General features: G+C 75.0%; 3 protein-coding genes. All 3 read right to left on the reverse strand.

The features are described 5' to 3' along the window. Positions 1-11 precede the first annotated feature (11 nt). Complete coding sequence (locus tag ACFPCV_RS05135; RefSeq protein WP_378054833.1) at positions 12-21860, reverse strand: type I polyketide synthase; 21849 nt, start codon at positions 21858-21860, stop codon at positions 12-14. A gap of 250 nt (positions 21861-22110) precedes the next feature. After that, entirely contained in the window at positions 22111-23982 is a 1872-nt protein-coding gene (locus tag ACFPCV_RS05140; RefSeq protein WP_378054834.1) for a hypothetical protein, read from the reverse strand. After that, on the reverse strand, positions 23967-24740 hold the full coding sequence (locus tag ACFPCV_RS05145; RefSeq protein WP_378054835.1) for an ABC transporter ATP-binding protein: 774 nt from the start codon (positions 24738-24740) through the stop codon (positions 23967-23969). Before ACFPCV_RS05145 ends, ACFPCV_RS05140 begins: the two co-directional genes overlap by 16 nt. Between the last annotated feature and the right edge of the window lie 27 nt (positions 24741-24767).

A 24767-nucleotide genomic window follows, 5' to 3' on the forward strand; every position in this document is an offset into this window, starting at 1 on the left:
TCCCGGGCACGTCAGGACTTGCCGAATTCGTTCTGGATGATCTGGAAGAGGTCGTCCGCGCTGGCCGCGTCGAGCCCGTCGGACCCGGCGGCCGCACCCTTTCCGTCCACCGTGGACACCAGCCTGCGCAGGCGGGCGGCGATCTCGGTCAGCCGCGCGGAGTCCGCGGGCAGGTCGGCCAGTGCCGCCTCGAACCGGTCGAGGGAGGCCTCGGCGACGGTCCCGTCCGGCTCGTCACCGCCGCCAAGCAGCGACCCGAGCAGGTCGGCGACCGCGGCCGGGGTGGGGTGGTCGTAGACGAGGCTGGTGGGCAGGACGACACCCGCACCCGCCGAGAGCAGGTTGCGCAGTTCCACGGCGGTGAGCGAGGTGAGCCCCAGGTCGCGGAACGGCCTGCCCGGGTCGACGGCCGCCGCGTCGCGGTGGCCGAGCAGGGCGGCGGACTGGCCGAGCACGAAGTCCAGCACGATCCCGGCACGCTCGGCGGCGGGACGGCCGGCCACCCGGTCGCGCAGTGTCCCGGCCGGGCGCGCCGTCGCCGCCTCCGGGATGCCGGCCAGCAGCGGACTTCGCCGCGCGGCGGTGAAACCGGGTGCGAACGCCGTCCAGTCGACGTCCGCCACGGCGGTGACCACGTCGCCCCGGTCGACCGCGCGGCCGAGGGCGGCCAGCGCGGCGGCGGGCCGGAGCGGGGTGACGCCGGGCCGGCCGGCACCGGTCATGCCAACGGCCCACGGTCCGAAGGCGACGGACGTGGCCGGCAGACCCTCCGCGCGGCGGCGCTGCGCGACGGCGTCCAGGTGCGCGTTCGCGGCGGCGTAGCCCGCCTGGCCGGGGTTGCCGAGGACACCGGCGAACGAGGAGAACAGCACGAACGCGGAGAGGTCGGTGTCGCGGGTCAGTTCGTCGAGGTGGGTGGCGCCGTCGGCCTTGCCCGCCAGGACGGTGTCGAGGAGGTCGGGGGTGATGGCGTCGACGGTGCTGTCGGCGAGGACACCCGCCGCGTGGACGACGGCGGTCACCGGGTGCGCGGCGAGCAGCCGGGCCAGCGCGTCCCGGTCGGCGGTGTCGCAGGCGACGACGTCGACGCGGGTGCCGAGAGCGGTCAGCTCGGCCACCAGGGCTCCGACGCCGGGGGCGTCGGAGCCGCGCCGGGAGGTCAGCAGCAGGTGGGGTGCGCCGCGGGCGGCCAGCCAGCGGGCGGCGTGGGCGCCGAGCGCGCCGGTGCCGCCGGTGACCAGCGTGGTCCCCTCGGGCTGCCACCGCGTTACGGGCGGTGCGGCGTCGGCCCGGTGGAGGCGGCGGGCGTGGACGCCGTCGGCGCGGACGGCGACCTGGTCCTCCGTCCCGCCGAGGATCCCCGCCAGCCTGCGCCCGGCGTTGGCGTCGAGCCGGGCGGGCAGGTCGATCAGGCCGCCCCAGCGGTCGGGGTGCTCGAGCGCGGCGACCAGGCCGAAGCCCCACGTGCGGGCGGGCGCCGGGGCCACGGGCGGGTCAGCGTCGCCGGTGCTGACCGCGCCCCGGGTCGCGCACCACAGCGGGGCGCCGAGCCCGGCGTCGCCCAGCGCCTGGACCAGGACGACGGTCCACGCCAGGGGCTGGTCGGCGGCGAGGACGCCGCGTACCGCGGGGAAACCGCGCAGGCGCTCGGCGAGCGCGGCCCGGTCGTCGCCGCCCTCGACCGCCACCACGTCCATCCCGGCGCCGGTCAGTGCGTCGGCCAGGTCGGTTGGCGGGGAGACCAGCAGCCAGGTACCCGCTGGCGGCGGTCCCGCGGGGTCCGGCAGGAGGTCCCAGCCGACCTGGTAGCACCACGAGCCGGAGGGGTCGGCCACCGAGGTGGTCGCCGCCGGCCAGTAGCGTTCTTCCTGGAAGGCGTAGGTGGGCAGTGGGACGCGGCGGGCGCCCCAGTCGGCGAACACGGCTTCCCAGCGGGGCCTGCCGCCGCGGACGTAGACCTCGGCGAGGGCACGCAACGCGGTGGTGGTCTCGTCGCGGCCGGACCGCAGGGCGGGCACGGCGCCGTCCACGAAGGCGGACAGCACCCCGTCCGGACCCAGCTCGACCGCGGCGCGGACGCCGTCGGCCAGCAGGCGCTGGACGTGGTCGGCGAACGGGACGGTCGCCCGGACCTGGCGAACCCAGTAGGCGGGGTCGGCGGGGTCGCCGTCGGTCAGCATCGGGATACGCGGCCGGTGGTAGGTCAGGGTCCCGGCGACCTCGGCGAACGCGGCCAGCATCGGCTCCATGAGCCGGGAGTGGAACGCGTGCGAGACGGCCAGCCGCTTCACCCGGCGACCGTCGGCCCGCCACCGGTCCTCCAGGTCCGAGATCTCCTCCTCGGTACCGGAGACCACGATGGACGCCGGGCCGTTCACGGCGGCCAGGTCGACGGTGTCCGGTACGTCATCCGCGGTGCCCTCGACCGCGAGCATGGCGCCGCCCGCCGGGAGTGCCTGCATGAGGCGGCCCCTGGCGGCGACGAGCGTGCACGCGTCGTCCAGCGACAGGACTCCGGCGACGTGGGCGGCCGCCAGTTCGCCGATGGAGTGACCGATCAGCACGTCCGGGACGACGCCCCAGGACTCGAAGAGCCGGAACAGCGCGACCTCGACGGCGAACAACGCGGCCTGCGCGTACCGGGTCTGGTCGAGCAGGCCGGTGTCACCGGCGAGGACGGTCTTCAGCGGGACGTCCAGGCCGGTGTCGAACCGGGCGCAGACGGCGTCGAGCGCGTCGGCGAACACCCCGAACTCCCCGGCGAGGCCGAGTCCCATGCCGGTGCGCTGCGCGCCCTGACCTGTGAACAGGAAGGCGATCCGGCCGGGTACCGGTGTGCCGCGCACGACGTCGACGCCGGGCAGGCCGTCCGCGACGGCACTGAGTCCACTGTGGAATCCGGCGGGGTCGGCGGCGAGGACGACGGCGCGGTGCGGCAGGCCGGACCGGGCGGACGCCAGCGTCCAGCCGGTGTCCACCGGGTTCCCGTCGGCGGGCAGCGCACGCGCCTGGGCGCGCAGGGCGGTCTCCGTGGCCGCCGACAGCGGCCACGGCACGGTCCCGGTGTGGCGAACCGGCGCGGCGGCGGGGACCGGCGGCCCCTGTTCGAGGATGATGTGGGCGTTGGTGCCGCTGATGCCGAACGCGGACACCCCTGCCCTGCGGACCTCCCCCGGCCACGGGACGCGCTCGGCGAGCGGCTCGACCGCACCTGTGGACCAGTCGACGTGCGGGGAGCGCTGCGCGAGGTGCAGGCTGGCGGGCAGTTCGCCGTGCCGCATGGCCAGCACCATTTTGATCACGCCGGCGACACCGGCGGCGGCCTGGGTGTGGCCGATGTTCGACTTCACCGAACCGAGCCGCAGCGGCCGTTCCCGGTCCCGCCCGTAGACGGCGAGCAGTGCGGCGGCCTCGATCGGGTCACCGAGGGCGGTGCCGGTGCCGTGCGCCTCCACCGCGTCCACATCGGACGGCCGGAGACCGGCGTTGGCCAGTGCCCGCTGGATGACCCGTTGCTGCGACGGACCGTTCGGGGCGGTCAGCCCGTTGGACGCGCCGTCGGAGTTGACCGCGCAGCCGCGGACGACGGCGAGCACCTCGTGCCCGGCCCGCCGGGCGTCGGAGAGGCGTTCCAGCAGGACCACGCCGACGCCCTCGCCCCAGCCGGTGCCGTCGGCGGCGGCCGAGAACGGCTTGCACCGCCCGTCGGCGGCCAGCCCGCGCTGGCGGCTGAACTCGGCGAACGCCGCCGGCGTCGCCATCACCGTCACCCCGCCCGCCATGGCGAGTGTGCACTCGCCCGATCGCAGCGACTGCACGGCCAGGTGCATCGCGACCAGGGACGACGAGCATGCCGTGTCGACGGTGACCGCGGGGCCTTCCAGCCCGAGCGCGTAGGCGACGCGGCCGGACAGGACGGCGGCGGCGTTGCCCACGGCGGCGTGGTCGGCGACCCCGGCAGCGACACCGTCCCCGGCCCCCGCGAGCAGCGCCGGGTAGTCCTGTCCGTTGGTGCCCGCGAACACGCCGGTCTGGCTGCCGCGCAGGGATGTCGGGTCGACGCCGGCCCGTTCGAGCGCCTCCCAGCAGACCTGGAGCAGCAGCCGCTGCTGCGGGTCCATGGCGAGGGCTTCCAGCGGGGAGATGCCGAACAGGTCGGCGTCGAAGTCGCCGGGCCGGTCCAGGAAACCACCGAGCCGGGCGAAGGGCGTGTCCTCGGGCAGGTCCCAGCCGCGGTCGGCCGGGAACTCGCCGACGGCGTCGACCCCGTCGGCGAGCAACCGCCAGAAGTCCTCCGGCGTCGCGACTCCGCCAGGGAACCGGCAGGCCATCGCCACGATCGCAACATCGTCGTCACGGTCGTCGTCACTGTCGTCGTCACGGTCGTCACCGGTGCCGGCCACCGTGTTCGTCACCGTGTTCGTGGCCGGGGCCGTCCCGGTCAGTTCGGCGCGCAGGTGGGCGGTGAGGGCGGCGGGGGTCGGGTAGTCGAAGACCAGTCCGGCGGGCAGTCGCAGGCCGGTGGCGGCGGACAGGGCGTTGCGGAGTTCGACGGCGGTCAGTGAGTCGAACCCGAGGTCGCGGAACGCCAGGCCGGGGTCGACGGCCGCGGCCGAGGAGTGCCCGAGCACGCGGGCGACGGTGGTTGCCACCAGCTCGGCCGGATCGGCGGGGGCGACCGGTTCGGTGACCGCCGGGGTGGCCAGTTCGGTGAGCAGGTCGCCGCGGTTCCCGGCGGCGGCGAAACGGTCCCAGTCGACGTCGGCGACGACGACCACCGGGTCTGCACCGCCGACGGCGGACGCCAGCGCGGCCAGTGCCGGGTGCGGGTCCATCGGGGGGAGACCGGCACGGCGCAGGCGGTCGGCGACACGTTCGTCGTCGGCCATGCCGTCCTCGGCCCACGGCCCCCAGGCGAGCGCGGTCGCGGGGAGCCCGTCGGCGGCCCTCGCGGTGGCGACGGCGTCGAGGTGGGCGTTGGCGGCGGCGTAGTTGGCCTGGCCCGGCGAGCCGACGACACCGGCCAGCGACGAGAACAGCACGAAGGCGTCCAGGTCGCGGTCGCGGGTCAGCTCGTCCAGGTTGACGGCCGAGTCCGCCTTGGCGGTGAGCACGGCGGCGAAGCGGTCGGGGGTGAGGGCGGACAGGACGCCGTCGTCGAGCACCCCCGCGGTGTGCAGGACGGCGGTGAGGTCGGGGAGGCCGTCGAGGACATCGGCGAGCGCGGCCCGGTCCGCGGCGTCGCACGCCACGACGGTGGCGGTCGCGCCCAGTGCGGCGAGGTCGGCCACGAGCTGCTCGGCGCCGGGGGCGTCGGGGCCGCGGCGGCTGAGCAGCACCAGCCGGTCCGCGCCCTGCCCGGCCGCCCAGCGGGCGACGTGCCCGCCGAGCGCGCCCGTGCCGCCGGTGACCAGCACCGTGCCGCGCGGCTGCCAGGGTGTCCCGTCGCCGCGGGGTGCGCGGCGCAGGCGGCGGGTGTGGACGCCGGAGCCGCGGATGGCGATCTGGTCGCCCGCACCGCCCGCGAGGACCGCCACCAGGCGGGCGCCCGCGCGGCCGTCCACCTCGACCGGCAGGTCCACCAGCCCGCCCCAGCGGTCGGGGCGTTCCAGCGCGGCGACCAGGCCGAAGCCCCAGACCCGGGCGGCGACCGGGTCGGTGAGCCGGTCGGACCGGCCGGTGGCGACCGCGCCCCTGGTCAGGCACCACAGCGGCACCGGGGGCCTGGCTTCCAGCGCCGCGCTGAGCGCGACAGTGCCCGCCAGGTCCATTCCGGACACGACACCGGCGAGGGTCGTCGGCAGCTCGTCCGGACCGTCGATCTCGACCACGTCCGCGCCGCCTGCCCGGAGTGCGGCGACGACGTCGGCGCCCACGCCCGCGACGGCCCAGGTGCCGGTCAGGACGGCGGTGGGCGGGGTGACGGGCCGCCAGGCGACGACGTAACGCCACGAGTTCACCGTGGCCGAGGTGCGGCCGCGTTCGCGCCACGCGGTGAGTGCGGGGAGGACGGTGCTCAGAGCGGCGCCGTCGGGGAGGCGGAGTTCGTCGGCGAGAACGGCGACGTCGCCGGTCTCGACCGCCCGCCAGAACCCGGCGTCGTCCTGCCCCGGCAGGGTGGGGGCGGGCGCGTCGGCCCAGTACCGCTCGCGCTGGAAGGCGTAGGTGGGCAGGTCGACGCGGCGGCCGGGGCTGATGCGGGCCCAGTCGACCACGGCGCCGCGCGTCCACGCGGAGGCGACGGCGGTCAGCACGGTGTCGATCTCGGCGCGGCCGCGCCGCAGCACGGCGACGGCGTCGGTGACGTGCGCCGACAGCACCGGGTCCGGCCCCAGCTCCACAAAGGTGGTGACACCGCGTTCGCGCAGGTCCGTGACACCGTCGGCGAACCGCACCGTGTCGCGCACCTGCCGCACCCAGTACGCCGGTTCGGTCACCGCGCCCGGCAAGGGAATGCCGGGTTCGTCGTAGGTCAGGGACTCCGCGACCTGAGCGAAGTCGGCGAGCATCGGCGCCATCAGCCTGGAGTGGAACGCGTGCGACACCACGAGCCGCTTCACCCTGCGACCCTCGGCGCGCCACCGCCCCTCCAGAGCGGAGATCTCGTCCTCGGTTCCCGACACCACAAGGGAAGCGGGACCGTTCACCGCGGCGACGTCGATCCCGGCCGGAACGTCCTCTTCGGACACCTCCGCCGCCAGCATCGCGCCACCGGAGGGCAAGGCGGCCATCAACCGGCCACGAGCCGCCACCAGCGCACAGGCGTCGTCCAGAGACCACACGCCGGCGACGTACGCGGCGGCGAGCTCGCCGATCGAGTGCCCCAGCAGGTGGTCCGGCCGCAGCCCCCAGGACTCCAGGAGCCGGAACAGCGCGACCTCCAACGCGAAGATCGCCGCCTGGGCGCCGTCGGTCCGGTTCAGCAACTCCTCGTCGTCGACCGGAACCCGGTCGAACCGCGAGCACACCTCGTCCCAGGCGGCCGCGAAGACCGGGAACGCCCCGTACAGGTCCCGGCCCATCCCGACGCGCTGCGAACCCTGGCCGGTGAACAGGAACGCCAGGCCGCCGGACGAGGTCCTGCCTGCGACGGTGTGGTCGCCGAGCAGGACGGCCCGGTGGGCCAGCGCGGCCCGGGTGGTGGCCAGGGAGAAGGCGACGTCGGCGGGCCCCAGGTCCTCGGCGGCGGCTCGCACCCGGTCGATCTGGTCGGACAGGGCCGTCTCGCTGCCCGCCGACACCACCCACGGCGTCGCCACCGGCTCCCCGGCCGGTGCCGGTACGGGTGCCGGGGCGGCTTCCTCGATGACGGCGTGCGCGTTGGTGCCGCTGATGCCGAAGGAGGACACGCCCGCGCGGCGCGGCCGCTCCCCCGCCTGCCACGGCTGGGCCTCGGTCAGCAGCCGGACCGCCCCGGCCGACCAGTCCACGTGCGGCGACGGCTCGTCGACGTGCAGTGTCCTGGGCAGCACACCGCCACGCAGGGCCATGACCATCTTGATGATCCCGCCGACGCCGGCCGCGGCCTGGGTGTGGCCGACGTTGGACTTGAAGGAACCCAGCCACAGCGGCCGGTCCCGGTCCTGCCCGTAGGTCGCGAGCACCGCCTCGGCCTCGATCGGGTCGCCGAGGACGGTGCCCGTGCCGTGCGCCTCCACCGCGTCCACATCGGACGGTGTGAGCCCGGCGTCCCGCAGAGCGGAGCGGATGACCCGTTCCTGCGCGGGACCGTTCGGGGTGGTGAGGCCGTTGGAGGCGCCGTCGGAGTTGACCGCCGTGCCACGCACGACCGCGAGCACCGGGTGCCCGTTGCGGCGGGCGTCGGACAGGCGCTCCACGAGCAGCACGCCAGCGCCCTCCGACCAGGCCGTGCCGTCCGCGGTGGCCGAGAACGACTTGCACCGGCCGTCCGGGGCCAGCCCGCGCTGCCTGCTGAACTCGACGAACGTGTTCGGTTTGGCCATCACGGTGACGCCGCCGACCAGGGCCATCGTGCACTCCCCCGCCCGCAGCGCCCGGACCGCCCAGTGCAGGGCGACCAGCGACGACGAACAGGCCGTGTCGACGGTGACCGCCGGGCCCTCCAGCCCGAAGGTGTAGGCGACGCGGCCGGACACGACGCTGGCGGCGCTGCCGGTGCCGACGTACCCCTCCGCGTCGTCGGGCACGGCGGCCATGCTGGAGGCGTAGTCGTGGTACATGACGCCCGCGAACACCCCGGTGCGGCTGCCGCGCTGCGCGGTCGGGTCGAGACCGGCCCGCTCGAACACCTCCCAGGACAGCTCCAGCAGCAGGCGCTGCTGCGGGTCCATGGCGACCGCCTCGCGCGGCGAGATGCCGAAGAAGGCCGCGTCGAACCGGTCGGCGCCGTGCAGGAACCCGCCCTCGCGGGTGTAGCTGGTGCCGGGGTGGGCCGGGTCCGGGTGGTAGAGGCGGCCGAGGTCCCAGCCGCGGTTGTCCGGGAACTCGGTGACGCCGTCGCCGCCGCGCTCGACCAGCGCCCACAGCTCCTCGGGGCTGTCTGCGCCGCCGGGATAGCGGCAGCTCATGGCGACGATCGCGATCGGGTCGTCGGTGGGGGCGATCGCCGGCTCGTCGGCGACGGGGCCGACGGCGGTGCCGGTCAGCTCGGCGATCAGGAAGGTGGTGAGCGCGGCGGCGTTGGGGTGGCTGAAGACCAGGGTGGACGGCAGCCGCAGGCCGGTGGCCGCGCTGATCCGGTTGCGCAGTTCCACCGCGGACAGCGAGTCGAACCCGAGGTCGGCGAACGCCTGGCGCGGGTCGATCGCGGCGGCCGACGCGTGCCCGAGCACGTCGGCGACCTGGGTCGCCACCATGTCCCCGACCCAGGCGGCCGGGTCGGCCGCGGTGCGGGTCACAGGGTCGGCGGCGCGGCGGCGGGCCGGGCGGACGAGACCGCGGAGCAGGGCGGGCACGGCCGCGCCCTGCGGCACGCGCGGTGGCGCGGCCATGGGCACGACGTGCGGTAGTCCCGCGGTGAGCGCCTGGTCGAACAGCGCCAGCCCGGCGTCCGCGTCGAGGGCCCCGCCGAGGCGGGCCCTGTCCGCGTCGCCGAGATGGGTGGCCATGCCGCCGTCCCACAGCCCCCAGGCCATGGCGGTGGCGGGGAGGCCGAGGGCGCGGCGGTGGGCGGTGAGGGCGTCGAGGACGGCGTTGGCCGCGGCGTAGCCGGCCTGCCCGGCGGTGCCCATGGTCGCCGCGAGGGACGAGAACACGGCGAAGAAGGCCAGCGGCAGGTCGCGGGTCAGCTCGTGGAGGACGAGCGCGGAGTCCACCTTGGCCCGCAGGACGCGGTCGAGCTGGCCGGTGGTCAGTGTTTCGAGCACACCGTCGTCCAGGACGCCCGCGGCGTGGACGACCCCGGCGACGCGGTGGGCGGCCAGGACCGCGGCGACGGCGTCCCCGTCGGCGGCGTCGCAGGCGGCGACGTGGACGGTGGCGCCGAGCCCTTCGAGTTCCTCGACCAGCGCGGCGGCCCCCGGTGCGGCAGCGCCGCTGCGGCTGAGGAGGACCAGGTCGCGGACGTCGTGCCGGACCACCAGGTGGCGGGCGACGAGCGCACCGAGCGCGCCGGTCCCGCCGGTGATCAGCACGGCGCCGTCGGGGGCGGGGGGCGCGGCGTCGCCGGTGGGCTGTGTGCGGGTCAGTCGGGGTGCGCGGAGGACGCCGTCGCGGAGGGCGAGGTCGGGTTCGTCGGCGGCGAGCAGCAGCGGGCCGTCGCCGTCGAGCAGGACGAGACGGCCGGGGTGCTCGGTGCGGGCGGAGCGGACCAGGCCGGTGACGGCGGCGCCCGCGAGGTCTGGCGCGTCCTCGTCGCCCGTGGCCAGGGCGCCTCGGGTGCGGACGACCAGGGTGCCGGTGCCCTCGGCCAGCCAGGTGCGGACGGCGGAGAGCGCGTCGGTGGTGCGGCGGCGGATCTCGCCGGGGTCGGTCGCCGGGGTGTCGCGCAGGTCCAGGACGGTGGTGTCGGCGGCGGGGGCGGGCGGGACCTCGACCCAGTCGACGGTGAACAGGGCACCCGCGGTCGAGTCCCGCGCCTCGCGGGGCCTGCGCAGGACGAGGGCGGCGATGCCGATGACGGGGTTGCCCTCGGTGTCCCAGGCGTGGAGGGCGTACTCGTCGGGTGCGGTCCTGGTGATGCGGACCCGGACGGCCGTGGCGCCGGTGGCGTGCAGGGTGACGCCGGACCAGCTGAACGGGACGCGGGCGTCGTCCTCGCCGGTGATGAGCGTCGTGGGGTGGAGGACGGCGTCGAGCAGGGCGGGGTGGACGCCGAAGCGGTCGGTGGCGGTGCGGGCGGACTCGGGCAGCTCGACCTCGGCGTGCAGGGTGTCGCCGGAGCGCCAGAGCGCGGTGAGGCCGTGGAAGGCCGGTCCGTAGTCGAACCCGAGCCGGGCGAGGACGTCCCGGATCGCCTCGGCCGACGCGGGGTCGCCGGGCGGCGGCCATGGTGTCGGCCCGGCGGGGGCGGGCTGGTCGGCGGTGAGCAGACCGGTGGCGTGGCGGGTCCAGCCGTCCGCCTCGACGGGTCGCGAGTGGACGGTCAGCGTGCGGCCCGCAGGGCGCTCGGGGCCGACCGCGACCTGGATGGCGACGGTCCCGCGACCGGTGAGCGCCAGCGGCGCCTCGAGCGCGAGTTCGGCGACGGTCGGGCAGCCGACGTGGTCGCCCGCGCCGAGCGCCAGTTCCAGCACGGCCGTGCCGGGCAGGACCACGCGGCCGCCGACCACGTGGTCGGCGAGCCAGGGCTGCTCGTCGACGGACAGCAGACCGGTGAAGACCCGGCCGTCGTCCTCGGCGACGGTGACGGCCGCGCCGAGCATGGGGTGGTCGGCGCCGCCGAGCCCGGCCGCGCCGAGCCCACCGAGCAGGTTCTGGTGCCGCGGCCAGTAGCGGGTGCGGCAGAAGGCGTAGGTGGGCAGGTCGACGCGCCTGCCCGCGGGCACGATCCGCGCCCAGTCGAGCACGGCGCCGCGGGTCCACCCGGCCCCGACGGCGCCGAGCAACGTCTCGACCTCGGCGCGGTCCTTCCGCAGGACCGCGACGGAGGTGCCGACGTGCGCCGACAGCACCGGGTCGGGCCCCAGTTCCAGGAACGTCGTGACGCCCTGCTCGCGCAGTTCCGTGACGCCGTCGGCGAACCGCACCGTGTCCCGGACCTGCCGGACCCAGTAACCGGGGTCGGTGACAGCACCGGGCAACGGAATCCGGGGTTCGTGGTAGGTCAGGGATTCCGCGACGGCGGCGAACTCCGCCAGCATCGGCTCCATCAACCGCGAGTGGAAGGCATGCGACACCACCAGCCGCTTCACCCGGCGGCCTTCGGCCCGCCACCGCTGCTCCAGCGCGGCGATCTCATCCTCGGCACCGGAGACCACGATGGCCGACGGACCGTTGACGGCAGCGATGTCGACCGTGGCCGGAACGTCCTGTTCGGACACCTCCGCCGCCAACATGGCCCCACCGGAGGGCAAGGCGGCCATCAGCCGGCCACGAGCGGCCACCAACGCGCAGGCGTCCGCCAACGACCACACACCAGCGACATACGCGGCGGCCAGCTCACCGATCGAGTGCCCCAGCAAGAAGTCCGGCCGCAACCCCCATGACTCCAGCAACCGGAACAGCGCGACCTCCAGCGCGAAGATCGCCGCCTGCGCGCCGTCGGTCCGGTTCAGCGCCTCCTCGTCCTCGACCGGAACCCGATCGAACCGCGAACACACCTCGTCCCACGCCGCGGCGAACACGGGGAACGTCTCGTGCAGTTCCCGGCCCATCCCGACGCGCTGCGAACCCTGACCGGTGAACAGGAACGCCAGGCCGCCCGGTTCGGCGACGCCCCGCACCAGCGCGTCGCCGACCAGGACGGCCCGGTGCTCGAGGTCGGTGGCCCGGGTGGTGATCAGGGAGTGCGCGAGGTCGGCCGGCGGGACGTCGAGGGTCCGCACCCGCGCCACCTGGGCGTGGAGGGCCTCGGCGGACCCGGCAGAGAACACCAGCGGCACCACCGCGTCCACCGGGACGACGTCGGTGGCCCCGGGGGACGGCGGTGGTTCCTCGATGATCGCGTGTGCGTTGGTGCCGCTGATGCCGAAGGACGACACCGCGCCGCGGCGCGGCCGCTCCCCCGGCTCCCAGACCTGTGCCCGCGCCAGCAGGGAGACCGCGCCCGCCGACCAGTCCACGTGCGGCGACGGGTCGGCGGCGTGCAGCGACACCGGCATGGTGCCGTGGCGCATGGCCAGCACGGTCTTGATCACGCCCGCGACGCCGGCCGCGGCCTGGGTGTGGCCGATGTTGGACTTGACCGAGCCGAGCCACAGCGGCCGGTCGCGGTCCTGTCCGTAGGCGGCGAGCAGGGCGGCGGCCTCGATCGGGTCGCCGAGGCGGGTGCCGGTGCCGTGCGCCTCCACGACGTCCACATCGGACGGCCGGAGTCCGGCGTCGGTCAGGGCCTTGGCGATCACCCGTTCCTGGGCGGGCCCGTTGGGTGCGGTGAGGCCGTTGGAGGCGCCGTCGGAGTTGACCGCGCTGCCGCGCACGACCGCGAGCACCCGGTGCCCGTTGCGGCGGGCGTCCGACAGGCGTTCGACCAGCAGCACCCCGACGCCCTCGGACCACGCGGTCCCGTCGGCCGCCGCCGAGAACGGCTTGCACCGGCCGTCGGCAGCGAGCCCGTTCTGCAGCCCGAACTCGGTGAACACGCCCGGTGTCGCCATGACGGTCACCCCGGCGGCCAGCGCCAGCGACGACTCACCCGACCGCAACGACCGCACCGCCAAGTGCAACGCGACGAGCGACGACGAACACGCCGTGTCCACCGTCAACGCCGGGCCCTCGAACCCGAACGTGTAGGCGATCCGGCCCGACGCGACGCTGGCGGTCGTGCCGGTGAGCAGGTAGCCACCGAAGTCGGCGGGCGCCTCGTGCATGCGCGGCCCGTACTCCTGCGACATCGCACCCACGAACACGCCGGTCCGGCTGCCACGCAACGACAACGGATCGATACCAGCCCGCTCCAACGCCTCCCACGACGTCTCCAACAACACCCGCTGCTGCGGATCCATCGCCAACGCCTCACGCGGCGAGATACCGAACAGCGCGGCGTCGAAGTCGGTGGCGTCGGCGAGGAACCCGCCGCGCATGCGGTCGGCACCGGGCAGCAGCCAGCCGCGGTCGGCGGGCAGGGCGGTGATGGCGTCGCCGCCGGCGTCCACCAGCCGCCACAGGTCCTCCGGGGTGCGGACGTCGCCGGGGAACCGGCAGGCCATGCCGACGATGACGACCGGGTCGTCGGTCCCGCCACTGTCGGTGGTCACGACCGGCCTGGCGGCATCGACGGCCTCGGAGCCGCCCAGTTCGACGAGGAGATGCCTGGTCAGCTCGGCCGGGGTGGGGTGGTTGAAGACGACGGTGGGCGGCAGGCGCAGGCCGGTGGCGGCCGTGACGCGGTTGCGGAGTTCGACACCGGTCAGCGAGTCGAAACCCAGTTCCTTGAAGGTGCGTCCGGGGTGGACGGTGTCGGCCGAGCCGTGGCCGAGGACGGCGGCGACCTCGGCCCGCACCATGGCGGCGACGGTGCGTTCCCGGTCGGCGGCCGACAGTCCGGCCAGCCGCTCGGCGAGCCCGCCGCCGGAGCCACCGGCCGCGGCCCTGCGCGGGCCCGGACGGACCAGCGACCGCAGCAGCGGTGCGGGGTCGGCGGTGGCCGACAGGTCGAGCCGGGTCGGCAGGACGTGCGCGGGGCCTGCGGTCAGCGCCCGGTCGAACAGGGCCAGCGCGTCCGGTGTGGACAGCGCGGTGCCGGTGCGTTCGAGGCGGGTGCGGTCGCGGTCGGTCAGCTCGCCGCTGATGCCGCTGCTGTCGGCCCACAGACCCCAGCCGAGGGACAGCGCGGGCAGGCCCCTGGCCCTGCGGTGGTGGGCGAGGGCGTCCAGGACGGTGTTCGCGGCGGCGTAGGTGGCCTGGCCCGCCGTGCCGAACGTGGCGGCGACCGAGGAGTACAGGACGAACAGCGCGGGGTCGGCGTCTGCGGTGAGTTCGTGGAGCAGGAGCGCGGCGTCGGCCTTGGGGCCGAGGACCGCGGCGAGCCGTTCCGGTGTCTGCGCGCCCACCACGCCGTCGTCGGCGACGCCCGCGGTGTGGACGACACCGGTGAGCGGGTGCTCGGCGGGGATGCCCGCCAGCAGGGCGGCCAGCGCGGCGCGGTCGCCGACGTCGCAGGCGACGAGCGAGACCGTCGCGCCGAGGTCGGCCAGTTCGGCGGCGAGACCGGCGGCGCCGGGGGCGCCGGGCCCGCGCCTGCTGGTCAGGAGCAGGTGCCGGACGCCGTGGCTGGTGACGAGGTGGCGGGCCATGCGCGCGCCGAGCGTGCCCGTTCCACCGGTGATCAGCACGGTCCCGTCGGGGTGCTGCGAACGCGGGACGGTGAAGACGTTCTTGCCGGTGTGCCTGCCCTGGCCGACGTGGCGCAGCGCGGTCTGGGCGTCCCGGATGTCCCACGCCCGCACCGGAGGCGGCGACAGCACGCCCGCGGCGAACAGGTCCAGCAGTTCCGCCAGCATCTCCTGGAGCCGGTCCGCTCCCGCCTCGAACAGGTCGAACGCCTGGTAGGAGATCCCTTCCGGGGCACGCAGGTCGGCCTTGCCCATCTCCACGAACCGGCCGCCGGGGGCCAGGAGGGCCAGCGAGGCGTCGATGAACTCCCCGGTCAGCGAGTTCAGCACGACGTCGACCGTCGGGAACCGGTCGGCGAAGCCGAGGTCGCGGGAGGACGCCAGCCGGTCGGTGGGCAGCCCGGTCGCGGCCCACTTGGCCGGGCTGGCGGTGCCGTAGACCTCCGCGCCGAGGTGGCGCGCCAGCTGCACGGCGGCCATGCCGACACCGCCAGCCGCGGAGTGGACGAGCACCGACTCGCCCGCACGCAGCCCGCCGAGGTCGACCAGGCCGTAGTACGCGGTGAGGAACACGACGGGCACGGCCGCCGCGTCGGTGAACGACCAGCCGTCGGGGATCGGCGCGAGCAGCCTGCGGTCCGTGACGGCGCTCGGGCCGAAGCCGCCCGTGACCAGACCGAACACCCGGTCGCCGACCGCGAGGTCGGTGACGTCCGGCCCGACGCCGGTCACGACACCCGCGGCCTCGGTGCCCAGCCGCACGTCCGGGTCGGGGTAGCTGCCCAGCGCGATCAGCACGTCCCGGAAGTTGATGCCGGCCGCGCGCACCGCGATGCGGACCTGCCCCGATGGCAGCGACTCCGGTTCGGTGACGGGTTCGCAGCGCAGCCCGGTCAGCGCGCCGTCGTCGCCGGGGACCAGCCGCCACGGGACCGCGGGCGGCGTCAGCACCGGCTCGCCGGCGACCCGGACCAGGCGCGGCGCGAGCACGGCCCCGTCCCGCAGCGCGACCTGTGGTTCCCCGGACGCGATCACCGACGGCAGCGCCGCCAGCAGGTGGTCACCGTCGTGCGGGATGTCGACCAGTACGAACACGCCGGGGTTCTCGGTCTGCGCCGACCGCACCAGCCCCAAGGCGCCCGCGGCGAGCGGGTCGGCGACGTCCTCGGCCGGGCCGGTGGCGACCGCACCCCGCGAGACCAGGACCAGCGGCGCGTCGGCGGCCCGCACGAGGCGCAGCGCGGCGGCCGGGTCCGTGGGCAGCTCCCGCACCTCGGGCACCTCGTCGGAGCCGTCCCCAGCGCCGTCCCCGCCGTCCGCCGCGATGGGGGTCCAGCGCACGGTGAACAGGGCGTCGTCGCCGGATGCGTGAAGCGCCTTTGCCGACAGTGGTCGCCAGACCAGGGAGTCCACGGTCAGGACCGGCGCGCCGTCGCCGTCGAACGCGGCCAGCGCGACGGTGTCCGGTCCGGTCGCGGTGACCCGCACCCGCACGGCCCTGGCGCCGACCCGGTGCAGGGTGACGCCGGACCAGGAGAACGGCAGGTGCGGTGTCCCGTCGGGCAGGAGCCCGCCGAGCAGGACGGTGTGCAGGGCGGCGTCGAGCAGTGCGGGGTGGACGCCGAACGCGTCGGTGTCGGCGGTGTCGGGCAACGCCACGTCGGCGAACACGGTGTCCGCCGCGCGCCACAGGGACCGCAGGCCCTGGAACACCGGACCGTAGGCGTAGCCCGCGCCGGCCAGGTCGTCGTAGCAGCCGGTGGTGTCGGCACGCGCGGCGTCGGGTGGCCACACCGGTTCCGGGGCCACCGCCGGTGTGCTGGTGGCGAACGCGCCGGTGGCGTGCCTGGTCCAGGGTGCGTGACCGGTGTCCGGCCGGGAGTGGATCTCCAGGGTGTGGTCGGCGGTGACGCCGACCTGGACGCGCACGGCCCCGCGCTCGGGCAGGACGAGCGGCGCCTCGATGGTCAGCTCGGCCAGCGCCGGGCAGCCGACGTGGTCACCGGCGTGCAGTGCCAGCTCCACGAAAGCGGTGCCGGGGAGCAGGATCCGGCCCGCGACGACGTGGTCGGCCAGCCACGGTTGCAGGGCGGGCGAGAGCCGCCCGGTGAGCACGATCCCGCCGCCGGTGGCCAGTGGCACGGCCGCGTCGAGCAGTGGGTGCCCGGTCGCGTCGGCGGTGGCGGGCCGGGAGGCCAGCCAGTAGCGCCTGCGCTGGAAGGCGTACGTCGGCAGCGGGACCCGCCTGCCGGGCAGCAGCCGGGCCCAGTCGACCGCGGTCCCCCGGGTCCACGCGGTGGCGACGGCGGACACCAGGGTCCCGGCCTCGTCCCCGCCCCGCCGCAGTACCGCGACGGACTCCGGGACGTGCGCCGACAGCACCGGGTCCGGCCCCAGTTCGAGGAACGTGCGCACGCCCGCCGCGCGCAGGTCCGCCACCCCGTCGGCGAACCGCACGGTGTCCCGCACCTGCCGGACCCAGTACCCGGGGTCCGTGACGTCGCCGGGCAGCGGGACCGCGGGTTCGTGGTAGGTCAGGGATTCCGCGACCTCGGCGAACTCCGCCAGCATCGGTTCCATCAGCCGCGAGTGGAACGCGTGCGAGACGACGAGCCGCTTGACCCGTCGGCCCTCGGCCCGCCACCGCTGCTCCAGCGCGGCGATCTCGGCCTCGGTTCCGGACACCACGAGCGAAGCCGGGCCGTTCACGGCGGCGACGTCAACGCCTGCCGGAACGTCCTCTTCGGACACTTCGGCGGCCAGCATCGCGCCACCGGAGGGCAGCGCGGCCATCAGCCTGCCCCGCGCCGCGACCAGCGTGCAGGCGTCGGCCACCGACAGCACCCCGGCCACGTGCGCGGCCGCGATCTCGCCGATCGAGTGACCGAGCAGGCGGTCCGGGTGGAGGCCCCACGACTCCAGCAGCCGGAACAGCGCCACCTCCAGTGCGAAGATCGCGGCCTGAGCGCCGTCGGTCCGGTTCAGTGCCTCCTCGTCGTCGACCGGAACCCGGTCGAACCGCGAGCACACGTCGTCCCACGCGGCGGCGAACACCGGGAACGCGGCGTACAGCTCACGCCCCATGCCGACCCGCTGCGAACCCTGACCGGTGAACAGGAACGCCAGGCCACCCGGCTCGGCAACCCCTTCGACCACCCGGTCACCGATCCGCACCCCGCGATGTTCCAGCTCGGCCCTGGTCGTCGCGAGGGAGTACCCGACGTCGACCGGGGCCGCGTCGATCTCGGTCACCAGCGCCATCTGGGCGCGCAGCGCCTCCTGCGACCGCGCGGAGAACACCCATGGTGCCACCGCGCACGGTGGCGACACCGCCATCACGTCCACTTCGGACGGTGGTGGTTCCTCGATGACCACGTGTGCGTTCGTCCCGCTGATCCCGAAGGACGACACCGCGCCCCGGCGCGGCCGCTCCCCCGCCGCCCACGGCTGGGTCTCGGCCAGCGGCCGCACGGCGCCGGACGACCAGTCCACGTGCGGCGACGGCGCGTCGAAGTGGAGCAGGTGCGGCAACAGCCCGTGCCGCAACGCCAGCACCGTCTTGATCACGCCCGCGATGCCCGCGACGGCCTGCGTGTGCCCGATGTTGGACTTGACCGACCCCAGCCACAGCGGCCGGTCCCGGTCCTGACCGTAGGTCGCCAGCAACGCGCCCGCCTCGATCGGGTCGCCGAGGCGGGTGCCGGTCCCGTGCGCCTCCACGGTGTCCACATCGGACAGCGTGAGGCCCGCGTCGGCGACGGCGGCCCGGATCACGCGTTGCTGCGCGGGCCCGTTCGGTGCGGTCAGCCCGTTGGACGCGCCGTCGGAGTTCACCGCCGACCCGCGCACCACGGCCAGCACGTCGTGCCCGCCTCGCCGGGCATCGGACAGGCGCTCCACGAGCAGCACGGCGACGCCCTCGGACCAGGACGTGCCGTCCGCTGCGGCGGAGAACGCTTTGCAGCGGCCGTCCTCGGCCAGCCCGCTCTGCCTGCTGAACTCGGTGAACATGCCCGGTGTCGCCATGACGGTCACCCCGGCGGCCAGCGCCAGCGACGACTCACCCGACCGCAACGACCGGACCGCGAGGTGCAACGCCACCAACGACGACGAACACGCCGTGTCCACCGTCAACGCCGGGCCCTCGAACCCGAACGTGTAGGCGATCCGACCGGACGCGACGCTCGCCGTGCTCCCGGTGAGCAGGTAGCCCTCGGCGTCCGCGGTGGCCTCGTGCATGCGCGGCCCGTACTCCTGCGACATCGCACCGACAAACACGCCGGTCCGGCTGCCACGCAACGACAACGGATCGATACCAGCCCGCTCCAACGCCTCCCACGACGTCTCCAACAACACCCGCTGCTGCGGATCCATCGCCAACGCCTCACGCGGCGAGATACCGAACAAACCGGCGTCGAATCCGCTGGCGTCGTGCAGGAAACCGCCCCGCACCGGTACGTCCCGGTCGCCGAGGTCCCAGCCACGGTCGGTGGGAAGGCCCGACACGGCGTCGCCGCCCGAGGCGACGAGGTCCCACAGGTCCTCCGGCGACCGCACGTCGCCGGGGAACCGGCAGCCCATCCCCACGATGACGACCGGGTCGTCATCGTCGGCGAGCGGCGCCACCACCTGCGGCGCGCGCCGCGCGCCACGCAGGTGGTCCGCGACGGCGGCGGGGGTCGGGTAGTCGAACAGCAGAGACGCGGGCAGGGGGGTGCCGGTCGCGGCGGCGAGGCTGTCGCGCAGCTCGACCGCCGTCATGGAGTCGAAGCCCAGCTCCTTGAAGGTGCGGTCGACGGCGACCCGGTCCGGCGAGGAGAACTCCAGGATCGCGGCGACGTGCGCGCGCACCAGGTCCAGGGCGTCTCGCGTGGCGGCCCGCGCGGTCGTCGACGACCCCTCGGCGACCTCGGCCCTGGTCACGGCGCGCGTGGCGGCACGCGCCCCGTCCCGCCAGTAGCGTTCGCGTTGGAAGGCGTAGGTGGGCAGGTCCACGCGGCGGGGACCGGTGCCGGCGAAGACGGCGTCCCAGTCGACCTCGGCCCCGGCGGTGTGCGCGGCGACGACGGCGGACAGGACGGTCTCGACCTCGTCGCGGTCGCGGCGCAGTGGCACGGCGGTGCCCGGCACGTGGGCGGCCAGCACGGCGTCCGGCCCGATCTCGATCCCGGCCGCGACGCCGTCGGCGGTCAACCGGGCCATCCGGTCGGCGAACCGCACGGTGTTGCGGACCTGCCACACCCAGTACATCGGGTCGGTGACCTCGTCGGACACCATCGGCACGCGCGGCTCGTGGTAGGTGAGCGTGCTGGCGACGGCGGCGAACCCGTCCAGCATCGGGTCCATCAGTTTGGAGTGCGAGGCGTGCGAGATGGGCAGCGCGCGGACCCGCCTGCCTTCCGCCTTCCAGCGCGCGGCGAGCGCGGCGACCTCGTCCTCGGTGCCGGAGACCACCAGCGCCGTCGGGCCGTTGATCGCGGCGATGTCCATCCCGGCGGGCACGTCGGCCTCGGACACCTCCGCGGCGAGCATCGCGCCGCCTGCCGGCAGCGCCTGCATCAGCCCGCCGCGGGCGGCGACCAGGGTGCAGGCGTCGTCCAGGGACAGCACACCCGCGATGTGGGCGGCGGCGACCTCGCCGATGGAGTGCCCGGTGATCACGTCGGGCACGACACCCCACGACTCCAGCAGCCGGGCGAGCGCGACCTGCACCACGAACAGGGCGCACTGGGCGCTGCCGGTCCTGGTCATCACGGACTCGTCGTCCAGCGGGACGTCGGCGAAGCGGGCGCGGGCGGCGTCGGCGGCCTGCGCGTAGGCGGGGAAGGCGCGGTGGAGCCCATCGCCCATGCCGGGGCGCTGGCCGCCCTGGCCGGAGAACAGGAACGCGACGCGGCCGTGGCTGGCGGGCCCGGTGGTCAGCGCCCGCGCGGGCAGGCCGTCGGCGAGCGCGTCGAGGGCGCCGAGGAGTTCGTCGCGGTCGCTCGCCACGATCCCGGCGCGGCGCTCGAAGGCGGTGCGGGTCGTCGCCAGGGAGTGGCCGAGGTCGGCGAGCCTGCCGCCACCGGGTGCGGCGAGCGCCGCGCGCAGCCGGGCGGCCTGGTCACGCAGCGCCTGCTCGGTCCGGCCGGACAGGACGATCGGCGTCGGCAGCCCGGTCTCGGGCAGGGCGGCCGGTGCCTGCCGCGGAACACCGGAGAGGACGACGTGGCAGTTGGTGCCGCCGGCACCGAAGGAGCTGACGCCCGCGACGAACCGTCCGTCCCGCGCCGGGAAGTCGCTCAGCTCCGTGACGACCCGCAGGTTCAGCTCGGTCAGGGGGATCTCGGGGTTGGGGGTCTCGAAGTGGAGGCTGGCGGGGAGGCGGCCGTGCGTGACGGCGAGGACGGTCTTGAGCAGGCCCGCCGCACCCGCGGCGCCCTCCAGGTGGCCGATGTTGGTCTTCACCGAGCCGACCGGCAGCGGCTCGGACCGGTGCGCGCCGAGGACCGCGCCGAGGGCGGCGGCCTCGACGGGGTCGCCGAGGCGGGTGCCGGTGCCGTGCAGTTCGACGTAGCCGAGCGCGCCGGGGTCGACACCCGCGCGGGTGTACGCCTCCCGCAGCACGGCCTCCTGGGCGCGCCTGCTCGGCGCGGTGAGGCTTGCACCGCCACCGTCGTTGTTGACGGCGGTGCCGTGGATGACGGCGTGCACGCGGTCGCCGTCGGCCATGGCGCGGTGCAGCGGTTTGAGTACGAAGAGGACACCGCCCTCGCCGCGGACGAAGCCGTTGGCGCGGGCGTCGAAGGTGTGGCAGCGCCCGTCCGGGGACAGCCCGCCGAACCGGGCGGCACTGACCGTGCTCTCCTCGGCGAGGATGAGGTTCACCCCACCCGCGACGGCGGTGTCGGTCTCCCCCCTGCGCAGGCTCTCCACGGCCAGGTGCACGGCGACCAGGGACGACGACTGTCCGGCGTCGACGGTCATGCTCGGTCCGCGCAGGCCGAGGGTGTAGGAGACGCGGTTGGCGATGACGCCCCGGTTGAGGCCGGTCATGGTGTGCTGGTCGAGGGCCCCGGCGCGGTGCGTCAGCGCGGCGTAGTCGTCCCAGATGGCGCCGACGAACACGCCGGTGCGGCTGCCCGCGACCGACCCCGGCACGGTGCGGGCGTCCTCGAACGCCTCCCAGGCGAGTTCGAGGGCGAGCCGCTGCTGCGGGTCCATCGCCGCCGCCTCGCGCGGCGAGATGCCGAAGAAACCGGGATCGAAGCCCTCGACGTCGGCGAGGAAACCGCCACGGCGGACCTCCAGGCTCTCGGGCCAGCGCTCGCGCGGCGCGACACCGACGGCGTCGGTCCCGTCGCGCAGCAGCCGCCAGAACTCCCCGGGACTCGCCGCTCCCGGCACCCGGCAGGCCATTCCCACGATCGCGATGGCGTCGGCGTCGCCGGTGCGCAATTCAGACATGGACGTCCTCAAAAGTCACTCGACACAGCGGACCAGCCCGGGACGGAAACCGGGAAAGCATTCCAAGAATCCAATTGCCGCACGGAATCTGCCCTGTTCCGAACGGCCGACCAGGACGCGTTTCACGGTAGTAATCGGCCCGGAGTGCCATACACCCCTACGGCCCCCACGCCGGAAACGCGAAGGACTCCCCCCGGACCCGTATGAGTCCGGGGGGAGTCCCCGTGCGTGTGCTACCCCTGTGCGGAAGTCAGGCTGTCAACCCCTGTGCACCCGTAACGGCGGCACCGGACCGCGCTTTCCGGATTCTGCGCCGCTCGGCGAGGAAAACCCGCACGGCGACGGTGAACGCGACCATCGCCACGACGACCATCGCGGCGATGGTCGGCCACTGCCACGACGCAGGCATGTACAGCGCGAGGAACCACACCTTGGCGACGTCGCCCGAGGCCAGCATCATCCCCGGCACGACGGCCTGCGGGAACAACGCGATGCAGCCGATGCCGAAGGCACCCCACATGAGGCGCTGACGGGACTTCGGCATGGCGGCGAAGACCGACGCGTCCGCGTTGACCTTCTCCTGTGCCTCCTTGCCCGCGCGCATCAGGTACAGCAGCTCCGGGCCGCGCTCGCTCAGCCTGCGCACGGCCGCACCGCCGATCGAGGTCCAGTACGCCAGGCCCGTCATCACACCGACCGCGACGCCGAGGACCTCGAGCTGTTCGTAGCCCAGCGCCGAGGCGACGGCCACGGTCGCGATCGCCGGTGCGGCGAGCACGAGCGTGCCGACGAGCGCGGCGAACGCGCCGCCGACGGCGTCGCCGTGGTCCATCGGCGAGTTGCGGTTGCGGTGCGGGTCCGGCCCCGGCGCGAGCTGGCTGAGGCCGATCAGCGGGACCAGTGCCGCGCCAGCGCCGAGCACACCGGTGGTCGCCGCGGACGCCCAGTGCCACGACCCGTACTCGCCGGACAGGACGGTGCCCAGGATCGTCAGCAGGATCGACACCGGCGCGAAGAACGTCAGCCACGCCAGCTGCCTGCCGCGCACGTCGGCCGCCGCGGTGTCCGGCGCGACCAGGTTCATCCACAGCGCGGTGCCGTCCTGCCCGTACAGGTTGGCGCTGACCGCGGCGCCCATCACCGCGGTGAGCGCTCCGGCGAACGGCAGCAGCGCATCGGCTCCGAAGGCCAGCGGCACCAGGCAGGACAGGACCGCGAACACGGGCGCGAGGACGAGGGCCTGCACCCGCTGCGGGCTGCGCAGCCAGGTGCGGACCTCCTTGCGGTACACCGAGCCGGTGCGCCCGGCCGCGGTGGCCGGCAGGCCGGCGGTGCCGCGCACGACCGGCCTGCCAAGGCGCGGCGGCCCGAGCACCCGGCTCCAGGCCAGCACCAGCAGCGCGGCCAGCACCACGAGCCCGGCCAGCGGCACCGCGGTCCACAGCCAGTCGCCCCGCGCGGACGCCTCGATGGCGACCAGGCCCCAGCTCGACGGCAGCGCCCGCACCACGGTGGAGAACCCGGAGGAGAACCCGTAGGTGAGGACGGCCTCCACACCGGCGAAGACGATCCACCCGGATGACGCTAGCACCAGCATGACCGCACTGATCACGGCCGTGATCACCGCGCCCGCCCTGGACCGTGACAGCGCCGCGAACAGCCGGGCGGTCAGCCGCGACAGCAGCACCACGAGGGTGAGCTGGAGCAGCACGGCGGGCACCGCGAGCACGACCGGGACGACCCCGCCGAGCCGGGCGGCGAACACGATCGCCGAGGCGAACGCCACCAGGGAGACCGCGGTGGTGATCCCGGCGAACGCCGCCACCAGCAGCCCGACGGCGAGCTTGTGACGCGGGATCCCCAGCAGCGCGAAGTGCTCGGCGCGCAGCACGGGCTCGCCGGTCCAGGCAGGTCCGAGCATCCAGCCGAGCGCCCATACCGCGTACACGAGTGCGAGCAGGTCCAGGACGGTGCCGGGCGCGGTGTCGATGCCGGCGACCGCGATCGTCGCGAACGCGGCGAGGACGCCGAGCAGGGCGCCGGTCGCGGTCCAGTTGGCCTTGCCGCCGGTCGTGGACCGGCGCAGGACCGCGAGCTTCATCCGGATCAGGACGCCAACCACGACAGTCCCTTCGCCTCGGCGGTGTCGGCGCCGACCAGCTCGACGAACGCCTCCTCCAGCGTCTTGCCCGCCCGCACGCCCTCGACCGGTCCCTCGGCGAGGACCGTGCCCTTGGCGATGACCGCGACGGTGTCGCACAGCTGCTCCACCAGCGCCATCACGTGGCTGGACAGCACGACGGACCCGCCAGCGGCGACGAAGCCGCGCAGGATCGCCTTGAGGTTGGCCGCCGACACCGGGTCGATGGCCTCGAACGGCTCGTCCAGCACCAGCAGTCTCGGCGCGTGCAGCATCGCGGCCGCCAGGCCGATCTTCTTGCGCATGCCGGTCGAGTAGTCGATCACGAGGGTGCGCTCGACGTCGCCGTCGAGTTCCATGACCGCGAGCAGCTCGTCGGCGCGGGCGGTGGCGGTGGCGGAGTCGATGCCGCGCAGCCGGGCGGTGAAGGTGAGCAGCTCACGGCCGGTGAGCTGCTCTGGCATGGCCAGGCCGTCGGGCAGGACGCCGATGAGCTGCTTGGCCTTCCCCGGCTCCGCCCACAGGTCGACGCCGAACACCAGGGAGCGGCCCTCGTCGGGGCGGAGCAGGCCGGTGGCCATGGACAGCATGGTGGTCTTGCCCGCGCCGTTGGGGCCGACGAGTCCGTAGAAAGAGCCGGGTGCCACGGTCAGTTCGGCGCGCTTCACCGCGACGTGGTCGCCGAACGTCTTGTGCAGTCCGGCGATCGCCAGCGCGGGTGGGTGGCCGGTCGCGTTCACTCGGTCGCTCCTTCGGTGGGGTTGGGA

The organism is Actinophytocola glycyrrhizae, from assembly GCF_042653545.1.
GTDB classification, from domain to species: Bacteria; Actinomycetota; Actinomycetes; order Mycobacteriales; family Pseudonocardiaceae; genus Actinophytocola; species Actinophytocola glycyrrhizae.

Coding starts and splice junctions, on each gene's coding strand:
- ACFPCV_RS05135 (WP_378054833.1), bottom strand. CDS start 21,860: ATGTCTGAATTGCGCACCGGCGACGCCGACGCCATCGCGATCGTGGGA.